This is a genomic window from Photorhabdus khanii NC19 (assembly GCF_000517265.1).
Lineage (GTDB): Bacteria > Pseudomonadota > Gammaproteobacteria > Enterobacterales > Enterobacteriaceae > Photorhabdus > Photorhabdus khanii.
Map to the genome: position 1 here is coordinate 345,509 of NZ_AYSJ01000011.1, position 12,606 is coordinate 358,114.

The window sequence follows — 12,606 nt, forward strand, 5'->3', positions numbered from 1 at the left end:
CATGAATTTTAGTAGAAAATATCTTTATAATCTCAATAGAATCCACACCATCCTGCCAGATAAACGCTATTTTCAGCCATATCAATTAAACTGCGACGAATTCTACCTTCCAGCAACGACTATCGCTGAGAAAAAGACGAGGTTCATTCGTATCAGGATCCAACTCAAAATCAATAATAAGCTCAGTGCTGGGAGAAAAATAACTATTGCCGTAAACCCGCCGTAAGACTTCTTTACTTTTAGGAGAGATGATCGCATCAATATAAAGTTCATTACCAGAAGCCACGACAGTAAGAATCGCTTCTGTTTCGTGGTTATAATAACGCCCTAACAGTAGCTGAACATCGACACCACCATTATCAATCTTCTTATCTAAATAAAAAACATTGCCATCTTCATTAATCTGTTCCAGTGCAATAACACTGTCATCTTCAATGACAGGTCTAAACCGGATTTGTCCTCCCTCTTCTTGGAATGTACCATCAGAATTAAAGATAATCGGGTTGCCTTTTTCGAATAAATTACCTAATAAATAGCAATCTTCTTTGGTAATAATATAAGGATAAGGTTCTATTCCTTTGAACATACCTGTAATATCAACATTACTGGTCCGACAAGTCTGTTTTTCTGGTTTAGCACCGTCGACATTAAACAATACATCAATACACTGTTGAATAAATTGAAAGGCATCAGTATTTGTTGCAGAAGTCACAGCAATCCCTAATTTATCATCAGGCAAAATCAAAACTTCTGATTTGAAGCCACTATAACTACCACCATGTCGTATTATCTTTTTCCCCTCACGTTGGTTGATAATAAAACCATAAGCATAATTATTACGATTGCCATTGGTTAAATCTGGCGTACGGGATAACTGAGGTAATAGATCCTGAACAATGGATGGCGAATAAAACGCTCTCATCCAACGACATAAATCATTCACTGTAGAATGAAGCCCTGAACCCCCAACCACTGCATCATTAAGATCATCTCTTTTCCACCGGTTTAAATTTTCATCATAGGCGTAGCCCATTGCCCGATCAACGATAATCCCGGTGATATCATCATAGAAAAAGGTATCTTTCATCTTTAATGGGATGAAAACATTTTCTTCGGCATATTCTCTCAGCGATTTACCTGAAACCACTCTGACTATTTCCGCCAGCAAATTATAGCCAGCGTTGCTATACAGAAAATATTCCCCAGGAGTAAAATTAAGCGCTTGTTGCCGTTGAGCTAATTTCCTCACCAACTCAATACGGCGGTGATCAAAATCTGCGTTTTTACCCGCCAAACTATAAAGCAAAAACTCATCCCGTAACCCGCTGGTATGATGAATAAGATGCGCAATGGTAATATCAGAGAAACCAGCAGGGAAATAATCTAAATATTGCCCTACTTTATCATTGACAGAAAGCTTTCCTTCTTTTTCCAGCAAAGCAATACAAAAAGCGGTGAATTGTTTTGAAACACTCGCCAGATAGAATTTAGTTCTGGGATGTACAGCAACTGCATATTCAATGCTGGATTTCCCAATATAGCGCTCATAAATGGTTTTATTTCCATGAGTGACAGCAACAGCAAAGGCTCCACCATTTTTCTTATTTTCAATATCAACCAGTTCGTTTATTTTTTCAAGCAACAACTTAATATTATTTGTAGATATATTTGATTCCATCATTAATTTCCTTACTTTAAGGCTATACAAACAGGGCATACAGATGCAGTCTGGTAGATAATATCTTTAGGATCCCGATAAAATCCACACCATCCTGCCATAAAAACACTATTCTCAATTCTTATCTGATTTGCAACAATGCCAATTAAATCGGGACAAATTCTATCTTCCAGCAACGTGAATTACTGATAAAAAGGTGAGGTTTATTCGTGTTAGAATCTAATGCAAAATCAATAACGAATTTAGTACTGGGAGAGAAATAACAATTCCCGTAAACCCGCCGTAAGACTTCTTTTTTCCCTGGGTAGATAATTCCATCAATATAAATTCCATCTCCAGAAGCTGTGATAGTAAGAATCGCCTCTGTTTCGTGGCTATAATAGCTCCCTGATAACTGCTGAATATCGATACTACCTTCATCAATCTTCTTATCTAAATAAAAAGTATTTCTATCTTCATCAGTTTGTTCCAGTGCTACAACACGATCGTTTTTAATAATAGGTCTGAATTTGTCTTTACCACCCTCCTGTTGAAATGTACCATCATGGTTAAAGACAATCGGGTTACCTTCTTTCAATAAATCACCCAATAAATATGAATCTTCTTTGGTAATAATATAAGGATAGGGTTTCACCCCTCTAAAAATACCGGTAATATCGACATTACTGGTCCGACAAGGCTGTTTTTCTGGTTTAGCACCGTCAGGATTAAACAATACATCAAGACATTGATTAACCATTTTAACAACATCAATACTCATTGCGGTAGTAATAGCAATACCCAATTTGGCATCAGGCAACATGTAAATATTAACTCTAAAGCCAACGTAGTTACCACTATGTTGTATTACCTTTTGTCCTTCACGTTGGTCAATAACAAGGCCGTAAGCATAATTGCTAATATTGCCATTGGCTAAATGTGGTGTACGGGATAACTGAGGCAGTAGATCCTGAACAATAGATGGCGAATAAAACGCTCTCATCCAGTGACATAAATCATTCACCGTAGAATAAACGGCCCCTGCACCGGCCACCGAATCGTTGAGGTCATCTCTTACCCACTGATTCGACTCATTTTTATAGGAATAACCCATCGCCCGATCAAAGATAATCTCGGAGGCGTCATCATAGATACTGGTATCTTTCATCTTTAATGGGGCAAAAACATTTTCTTCGGCATATTCTCTCAGTGATTTACCTGAAACCACTTTGACTATTTCCCCCAGCAGATTATAACCCGTGTTGCAATACAGATGGTATTCCCCCGGAGTAAAGTTAAGCACTTGTTGCCGTTGAATTAGCTTGCTCGCTAAATCAATATTCCTGTGGTCAAAATTTGTATTTTTACCCGCCAGATTATAAAGCAAAAGCTCATCCCGTAACCCACTGATATGGTGGATAAGCTGTGCAATGGTAATGTCAGAGAAATCTGTAGGTAAATAATCCAAATATTGTCTAACCTTATCATTGACACAGAGCTTTCCCTCTTTTTCCAACAACGCAATGCAAAAAGCGGTAAATTGTTTTGAAGCACTTGCTAAATAGAATTTAGTTCCGGAATGTGCGGCTACTGCATGTTCAAAACTAGCTTGCCCAATATAGCGCTGATAAATTGTTTCATGTCCGTGGGTGATAGCAACCGCGAGGGCTCCACCCTTTTTTTTATTTTCAATATCAACCAATTTATTTATTTCATCGATAAATAATTTAATATTATCTGTAGATATAGCCGATTCCATCATTAATTTCCTTATTTCAAGGTTATAAAAACAGAGCATATATATGCAGTCTGTTAGATTACGCATGCGAGCAATACTGTAAGACGGAAATAGTCAATATCCAAGTGATAGCCATTATCATTTAATATATAAGGAGCAATACAAAGTGACTGCGGACACTCATCCAGATCAGCGAAATCATATTGGCAATTATTTTGGAACTAATAATGGCATCAAGGAAAAGGCTATTGCCGGGCTAATTGCGACCCGGCGACACAGCTTTATTGAGTGGAAAGAGATATTTTCTTGGTACGAAAGACCAATACAAGTCCTGACAAAATAGCAGCCATACCCAGCAGACTTAGAGCCGGTAACGAATTTCCCAAAAATAAATAATCCATTATGGCGGTAACACCAGGAACAAGATAAAACAAACTTGTTACATTCACCAAATTACCACGCTGAATAAGCCGGTAAAGTAATAGTTGAGCGACAACGGAAATCACTAACCCAAGCCATAATAATGAAATAATAAAACCAGGCACCAGTTGAAATTCAAAAGGCTGGAAAGGAACAAACAGTAAGCAAAGCAGTAAGCTAACACTATATTGCAGAGGTAAAACCGCTGAAGGCGCTTGATGAATTCGTTTCTGTAAAATCGCACCAAAGCTCATACAAACCAATGCTGCTAAGGCAAAAGTAATACCTGCAAAGGAAAACCGAGACAACACCAGGCTTTGATACACCACTAATATCAAGCCCAGTAACGCTAATAATAAACCCGCTAAACGTACAATCGAAAAACGGCGTTCGATCACCAGCAGTGTGATAATCGGTTGAATTCCCATCACTGTCGCCAAAACCCCAGGCGTGATCCCATTATCCAAAGCAAAAAAATAACAAATAGAATAGCCGCCAATTAATAAAACACCGGTACCGGCTATCTGTTTGCGTGTGCCGTGTACAGGCAGACAATGGCGATTACGCCTGAATAATAATCCCAGAAATATCAAAAAAATAAGCGCAATAGCAAAGCGCATCGTGAGAATGGCAAATGCGGTACTGTGATCAAGTCCCCATCGAGAAAAAATCGCACCACTGCTCCACAATAAGACAAACAGCAAAGTCGAGCTATAAGAGATCCATTGAGCTTTAGAAATCATAGGAATTTACACCTGTCTGACATTTAACGTACTCAAACCAACGCAGCCAGCCAAATCTGGCAACACTTGAATATAAACCCTCTCTCAAAGATGGGCATATTACACAGTTATGGATAATAACGGGGGTGGTGGAGCAGCAGGAGGAGAAATGAAAGCAAAACGCATGCACACATATGCTTCGGCTAATACTAGCCTGGCAGGTGAAATCAGTGTGCATGCGGGTAATAGCATTGTCTTCATCTTCTAACACTTACATTAGTCGTTTCTAAATGTAGACGAATATTCCACTATGGTCAAATAGCCATGAAAAATTTTCAACGTCATGAACATACCTATGTCCACCAAATAAGATCACCATTTTGCTGTAATCCCATAAAACAGGTCACCAGTAAACGCCGTTCCGGTGAAGAGGTAGCATTACCATTCAATACCGCATGGACTAAATTCCCATTCAACAATACCAAATCCCCCGCCTCGATATTAATCACCATACTTGCATGATCTTCCAATAATTCAGGTGGATATGGATAACCGCTGTAAGTTAAACCAAGGGCACGACGTGATTGGTCATCGGGTTGAATGTTCCATACTTTTAATTGCCCCCCATTTTGAGGAACGTCAGCGTAAAAATTTACCGCCATGACACGATTAATTTGTTGGATCTCAAAATCACTCTGGCGCGGATCACTCAACGGTGCAAGATCATCATGAGGTAATAAAAGGAATTCGCCGAAATTATTCCAATACACAATTTTTACATTACCCGCAGCGACACCATGATACATGGCAGGACGTGTTACCTGTGAGTTATTAGTGAATTGCTTAATAAAATTATCCATTGGATTGATTGTATCCTGAAACATCTCACTAATTGTCGGACGGAAATTTTCGGCTTCTTCTATATATTGACGGGTATCTTTTTCAATATGAGATGCCCCAATAAAATACCCTTCAACACCATCAATACCTTTGCCGTAACGGGGAGTGCGAGCTGGAGAACGCCAAAAATTTTCAACTATTTTCTTTCTTTGTTCTGGTGGAAGAAAATGACGAACTCGACAAGCCGCAAGGTGACCATTCAAAAGATCAGAAACCGCATCCATTGATATATCGTTCAACGTTTCGTGTACAGTAAATTCTGATTCTGCCAGCTTTGTTCCTCTAATGCCGGATCTTTCTTGCATCATAACAGACTCCCCAATAGTAAATTCGTCGGGCTATCCATCAAACCTGTCCTGATTAACCAGGATTATTTTTGCCTTATAAATCTGTGCAGCAGAGATCTACGCCTATGTAAAAAACCTAATATCGCAGGTACTGGACTAATAATCCTCTTCTGCGCAGCGAGCTGGGTTGAATATTTCCTGCGTAAATCAGGTAACAGCTTCCAGTGGGTGCCACCTGAGATATGATGCTCTTGGTGATAACCATCATTAAACATGAATAAATTATAGATACGTCCATAATAGCTCACTGAGTTTGCAAATCTGTTCTCCGGCTGTGCACCATAATGTTCGTAGTAGTTTTGAATATTAACCAGGACAAAGGCAAAATAGAGAGAGGGTAAATAACAAAATAAAGCCCACTTCCAGGACAAAGTGAATAAGATAATAATCCACACCACCTGGAACAATCTATCTAACCTCAATTGCCATAACTCTTTAATTTTACTGGTTCTGGCATTAGAAAGAAGTTTTTCATACCCTTTATCGGCTTTACTAAGTGGTTTGTGCCAGATAAATAGAGACCAGCACATACGCACAAAACTACTATAAAAGGTAGATGCTGCACCAAGGACAGAATAGTTCCAAAGAGTACTATGCTCCCCAATTTCTTTGCCATTTATAAAGGTAGAAGAGGTATCCAAAGGTCCGCCTTCACCTACTCCCCGATCGTTATTATATTTGTGGTGATTACGAACATGGGACAGGTGATAAGACTGTACAGACTGCCCAATATTCATTGAATTCAGTATCGACACAAACCCATTCATTACACGAGAAACGAACCAGGGAGTATGGGTGAAAAAATGCGATATCACTATTATGTTGTAAGTTGTCATCAGTGTAAGAAGCACAATGTTGACTAACCACCCCATAATAGTGAAATGATCCCAATACATGACGAGTGTAACCGTGGCTACCGTATGCGAAATGCTTAATATAAACATGACTGCATCCCAAGCGGAATATTTCCAGATAGCCATCATTACTCTCCTAGTCAAGATAAGACTGTAAACTTCCGCGCCGCCTTACATCCACTGTTGCACAATGGAAGGAGCCACCGAAGGAGTTAAAGTTCCTGAAATTACATGGAATCGGCGTAAAGCCCCAACGTTTCATCGCCGCGATCATGGGTTCATCCTGCTTTTCAACAATCACCCGCTTCTCATCCAGCATTAAAATATTCATGTTGATCCATTTACTGGTCATATACAGAGGATGGTTGTCAGGAATAACCGGTTCAGGCGCATGCAGCACATCCCATCCTTTAAACAGCTCAGGAACTTTTAACACCTTTTTCGGGTTAATTAATAGTTTCCCTGGCGCCATAGGAACAAATGTGGCATCAATGTGCATAGGACTATCATCATTAAATTCAAAAACATGAATACGATAATCATCACCTAAATGACGACGAAGCCACTCGATACCAAATTCATTCGTGACATGGCTTTTTTGCGCAATGATATCGCGCCCACACCGGATAAAATCCGCAGCATCAAATGTCGGTTCAAACTCGGTCACAGCAAGAGGAACACGATCTTTGCCATTAGGTTGATCCCATTCGAAATTATATTGTTCATCGATCAACTGTGGTTTTGGGCCAGAGCTCCATTTCGCGCCCTGTTTAAAATAATCTTTAAGTAGAGTCTTATACGCCGCCGTTTCAAAATAACGGGAGCGCCACGCCAGCGGGCATTCAATAATATCATCACCAATAACTAACAGCACATCACGGGGCATTGCACAATATAGCCCGGTGCTGCTCCAGCCCGGTGCACCAAATACCAGAGATTGATCCTGAGGTTCTGGCCGACGTACTGTTACCCCTTCGCTTTCAAGAATATGAACAAACTCTTCTAATTCCCTGGAAGCTGCTTCAATTTGCTCTTGTGGAAATGACCGGCCAGCATGCCGTTGAAAAGTAGCAACTTGATTTTCTGGTAGTACAGACTCCAGAGACATATGCCAGGAAGGGAATCTGGCACCATCAACAACACCGACGATCACCTCTTCAAGAGGATCCCATTCGTTAAAAGAATTAACTGGGGAAGAAATTTTATTGTTACTATCTATTAAATTTGAATCAAGCATGTCGTCTCCTGATATTTTAATACTATGTCGCCTTAAAACTGTAACAACTGTATTAATTGCGACCCTATCGCCATCAATGGTGACTTCTCAGAAAGAATTTAGTTTAAATATGAGTAATGATTAATATGATGGCTCTACTTATCCCTACAGTTTGAAAAATTAAATGGCTATGATTTTTTCAGGTTTAATAAACCCAGAAACAAATTATAATTTTTTTATTAAAAACGGTAATACACAGTTAAAAATTTTATTTTTTCATTATGAAATATTAAATCACTGCAATAATATACGACAACAACATTATAATTCCACCGTGCTTTTATAAACCTAAACTGACGCTATAAATTTACCTGCCCACAATAATATATAGACATTCAAATTTGTAAAGGTATTAGATTTAAGCACTGTGAAATAGAGCACATGTTATTGTTTGCTACATTATTATTTACTTATAAAATATTACCATATGTAAATAAAATAGGGTTTATTTATGAGATATTTTTGTTTTATTTTCTAATGATGGATTCCAATAGAGGAAGACAGGCCAATAATATTATTGGCCTGCTTTTAGTTAATTATTACGGATTTTATGCTTTTATAGTTAAAGTTTTTATCATACCGTCAACTCCTAAAATACTAGAGGACTCATATTTTCCTGATATATGAAGATTCTGATTAGACATAGCCGCTAACAATATGTTATAAACTACTAACGAATGATCATTGGCTTTAGGATCGCTATCGTCTTCCCAATATATACTATACTTTTTCTTGGCTGTCTGGCCCACTAGGTTTGTAGTTACAATAACTCTTGGATTTTTTTGATTATCAAATTCGACAGCAGCTACTTGACTCGAATCTAGCGTTTGCTCGCTCATTTCAAACTCCATAATGTAATAAATGAATTTATATTACCCAAGATACAGAACAACAAACTGTTTACTTGTGGAATATAAGATAGAGGACACTTCTACTATAAAATCAATATGCTTGATAGGTCATCTACGCATCAGATATAGTAGTTAGCATTTTTAATACTACATTAATACTTTATCTAACACATATAACTATAGATGCCATTCATACGTTGTCAAATAAAAGTGATAGCTTAATTTAAAAATACGTCTACATTGTCACAAAAAACAGAAATGCAGATCTTTCATATTAAAACATTGATATATCATTAACTTTTTCCACATCTAATAGTTACATGTATAAATTATAATAATCTACCTAGATATTTATTATCTTCCTTAAAAAGGTAAAATTATTGGTACAATCACAGAATTAAAAAATAAATCATAGAAATTATAAACAATGTATTGTTCGTGGAGTTATATTTTACTTACTATACAAATCCACCAAAAATTATTATTTTATTCCCTAATGATAAATCCAAATAGAAAAAGGCAGAACGATAATATTACCATTCTGCCTTTGACTAAGTGCATTTAGTAGAAAACATATTTATAATTTGAATAAAACCAGCTCTATCTGATTATATCTTTCAAACTAAATTAAATTATTCTACAGAATCTGTGATTCCACGCACTCATTCAGAGGTTTAATCAATACTTATTAAATCTCTACACCTACTATATATTTCAGCTTCGCCAGCTTACTTTTTGCGACTTTTACTTTTATATCTAATTTTTCATGAAGAACACGTAAAAGAGACAGATAGAGCAGCACAATCTTCTCTTTATCTTTGTCACCATCAACCAGTAATAGATGAAAATCTTCAACCACGCCTAAAATATTAAGACTAACGATAACTGAACTGGGTGACAGAATATCAACTAAGACCTTCTCTACTTTACCCACTTTCAGTTCATCATCTACAAGCAGCTCTTCATGTAACAAAATATCTTTCTTAATTATCATGATATAAACTCCAAAATTTAATGTAACTAATTGATAAATAACTTATATGACTTCAGGATACAAACAATAAGCTATTCATTTTTGCAATATAAGATTGTGACCATTTCCACTAGAAAATAAGTGCCCATCAGGAATTTATCCAGCATTTAGATAATATACACAGCATTTTTGATGCCATATTAACGCTTTATCTAATACATATAACTATAGATGCCATTAATGTATTGTCAATAAAATACAAAAATAAATTTAATTATTTAAAATCAATATTTTATTAACAAACAACAAATAGCTCATAACATTTTAATATTATATTTCATGGGAATTACAAGCGGGAAATTAATAATGTGGTGTTTTATTGGCAATATTATATATCACATCTCACTCTGTGATTATAACAAGAAGATAAAATAAAGATCATGCAATTGTTATATTATTAAATTGATTACAGCCTATCAATGACCATTTTGTTATTTATATCTAATTTAATTTTTGCATTAAATACAATTATCTGTCGTAAGATAAGTTTTTTGGACTCAAAATAAATATAGAATTAATAACGAATACAATCCCAAGATAATACTATCAGAACGTGGTATCAATATTAATTATACCACGCTTTATTACAAGACGGCCTGACTAACACCCTTTAAATCACAAACGCTTATCCAGAAGCCCTGGATAACCAATTTCTGATGTCTTCAACGATAGGAGTGACTTGCAAAACATCCTCTCTATCTTTAAATCTATGGCTTAGTCCCGGGTATTGATAGAAGGTAATATTATTTTTCTTTAATTGCGCTTCCATTTCTATAGCTGCACTCACACTGACGGAATTATCATTCAGTGTTTGAATAATCAAAATAGGTCTTTTCGTCTGACTTAATACTTTATATTGATTAATACCGAGCGAGACTTTCCACCAGTTAACGCCATGATTACTCATTTCCAGTTCACCAACATGATGATCGGTACGTATTTCTTTCTGGAACGCTCTAAATCCCTTAATAGCCTCATTGATATGCTCTGGTGGGACCTCACTCTTCATACTATGAATAACATCATCAGCGAAATACTGACCACCCCCATTCAGCGCAATCGTTCTATCAATATAATTAACTTGTGATGTCATTAAATTGGCGACTATAGCCCCTTCACTTCCCCCTAAAACAATGATCTTCTTATACTTATCTTGATTCTTTAGATAACCAATAATCTGAATATAATCTTTTACCCGCTGTTCTGGCGTATCTGATCTTATGTAAGCCTTAGGACAATCCGAACGTTCCACCGCATCAGACCAGGGGAGAGAGGCATTAATGCCATATTTCTCTACAGTTAAGACATCAGTATCCGGATAAATATCACTGAATGTTTCATTCACAAATTTATTATTAGCGATACTGTTACAATCAGAACCTTGTATCAGTACCAATAAGTTGTTTCCACCTCTTTGCTTGAGATAGTAAGTTATTTCACTACCATCATGACGGAAAAACTGTTTATGCGAATCTGAGTAAACAGAGCTTATACAACATAAAAAAACCAGAACAGACGCCAGGATTCGCTGTCGTAAATTAAAACCATATGCTTTCATTAATCTCTCCTTTAGCTGACATATTAAAGACCACAAACTGTCAATATTGTTCCCGTCAGAAAAATTTTTAGAATTTGAAAGCAAGGTTCAGAGTTTTCTTACCTTAATTCCTAACTATAATGACTACAACGCCAACTTCCTGGAGATACGTAATGAAAAGCGATAAATGCCCTCAGGCAAAGAGAACATTAGATGATCCCCGTTGGCAAGACATTCTCAATAAAAGCCCTGAACCCGATATTCCGTTTGTTTATTGCGTATTGACGACAGGTATCTATTGCCGCCCATCCTGCCCTGCCCGTTTTCCCAAACCTGAAAATATTCTATTCAAGGATACATGGCAGGCAGCAGAACAAGCTGGTTTCAGAGCCTGCCAACGCTGTCATCCAAACTCAGAATCGCTTGACGAGCAGAATATTCAAAAAGTTGCTCAAGCCTGCCGATTAATTGAAGAATCAGATAGACCTATCAGTTTAAAAGTCTTGGCTGCTCAGGTTGAACTCAGTGAGTTTCATTTTCACCGGCTTTTTAAAAAACAGACGGGCCTGACACCCAAACAATATGCCAACTTACACCAAGAAAAACGGCTGCGCCATAACCTCATCGCAGCAAAGGATTCCGTTACTCATGCTATCTACAATGCCGGATATGGATCTAATAGCCGTTTTTATGAAAAGGCTGAAAATATATTAGGCATGCGCGCTTCTCAATATAAAAAAGGGGGCAAAGGCTATACTATCCGTTTTGCTATCGGCACCTGTCACCTTGGGGAAATTCTTGTTGCGCAGACCGATAAAGGAATATGTGCTATATCCTTGGGTGATGATGCGGAGCAGCTTATCCATAAACTACAGGATATGTTTCCCGCAGCGGAACTGATTGGTGGAGACAGTCATTTTGAAAAAACGATGGCTTACGTCGTCGGCTTTATTGCACAGCCTAAACCAAGATTTAACCTGCCCCTGGATATTCAAGGCAGTACATTCCAAAAACAAGTCTGGCTGGCACTAGAGAAAATCCCAATGGGTCAAACAATAAGTTATCAGGAATTAGCTGATTACCTTGGTAATCCTAAAGCTGTTCGGGCGGTAGCAAATGCTTGTGCCGTCAACAAACTTGCTGTGGCGATTCCATGCCACCGGGTAGTACGTACTGATGGCTCAATATCGGGATATCGTTGGGGGATTGAACGTAAAAAAGTACTGCTGGCATATGAGAAAAAACAATTGCTGTGACATTTGAGATTTTTA

10 protein-coding genes are annotated in these 12,606 nt (G+C 37.4%); 1 reads left to right on the forward strand and 9 read right to left on the reverse strand.

The window, feature by feature from the left end; translation table 11 throughout:
- Positions 1-85: 85 nt before the first annotated feature.
- From PTE_RS11280 to PTE_RS11320, 9 genes are all read right to left on the reverse strand, one after another.
- On the reverse strand, positions 86-1,681 hold the full coding sequence (locus tag PTE_RS11280) for a serine hydrolase domain-containing protein (RefSeq protein ID WP_036846383.1): 1,596 nt from the start codon (positions 1,679-1,681) through the stop codon (positions 86-88).
- 142 nt (positions 1,682-1,823) lie between these two features.
- Entirely contained in the window at positions 1,824-3,419 is a 1,596-nt protein-coding gene (locus tag PTE_RS22850; RefSeq protein WP_051477371.1) for a serine hydrolase domain-containing protein, read from the reverse strand.
- Between the two features lie 257 nt (positions 3,420-3,676).
- Positions 3,677-4,558 (reverse strand): DMT family transporter, encoded by an 882-nt coding sequence (locus PTE_RS11290; protein ID WP_036846386.1) that lies wholly within the window; start codon positions 4,556-4,558, stop codon positions 3,677-3,679.
- 332 nt (positions 4,559-4,890) lie between these two features.
- Entirely contained in the window at positions 4,891-5,745 is an 855-nt protein-coding gene (locus PTE_RS11295) for a 2OG-Fe(II)-dependent halogenase WelO5 family protein (RefSeq protein WP_198539114.1), read from the reverse strand.
- Positions 5,746-5,807: 62 nt separating this feature from the next.
- Positions 5,808-6,767: a fatty acid desaturase family protein gene (locus tag PTE_RS11300; protein ID WP_239002472.1), complete on the reverse strand. Its 960-nt coding sequence runs from the start codon at positions 6,765-6,767 to the stop codon at positions 5,808-5,810.
- 7 nt (positions 6,768-6,774) lie between these two features.
- Entirely contained in the window at positions 6,775-7,875 is a 1,101-nt protein-coding gene (locus tag PTE_RS11305; RefSeq protein ID WP_051477372.1) for an amidinotransferase, read from the reverse strand.
- A gap of 587 nt (positions 7,876-8,462) precedes the next feature.
- On the reverse strand, positions 8,463-8,753 hold the full coding sequence (locus PTE_RS11310) for a hypothetical protein (protein ID WP_036846391.1): 291 nt from the start codon (positions 8,751-8,753) through the stop codon (positions 8,463-8,465).
- Positions 8,754-9,453: 700 nt separating this feature from the next.
- Positions 9,454-9,759, reverse strand: coding sequence for a hypothetical protein (locus PTE_RS11315; RefSeq protein WP_036846393.1), 306 nt, complete (start codon positions 9,757-9,759; stop codon positions 9,454-9,456).
- Positions 9,760-10,423: 664 nt separating this feature from the next.
- Positions 10,424-11,356, reverse strand: coding sequence for an alpha/beta hydrolase family protein (locus tag PTE_RS11320; protein WP_036846395.1), 933 nt, complete (start codon positions 11,354-11,356; stop codon positions 10,424-10,426).
- A 152-nt stretch (positions 11,357-11,508) separates the two neighbouring features.
- Here PTE_RS11320 and ada point away from each other — a divergent pair, with 152 nt between their 5' ends.
- Positions 11,509-12,591: a bifunctional DNA-binding transcriptional regulator/O6-methylguanine-DNA methyltransferase Ada gene (gene ada, locus PTE_RS11325; protein WP_110742878.1), complete on the forward strand. Its 1,083-nt coding sequence runs from the start codon at positions 11,509-11,511 to the stop codon at positions 12,589-12,591.
- Positions 12,592-12,606 lie beyond the last annotated feature (15 nt).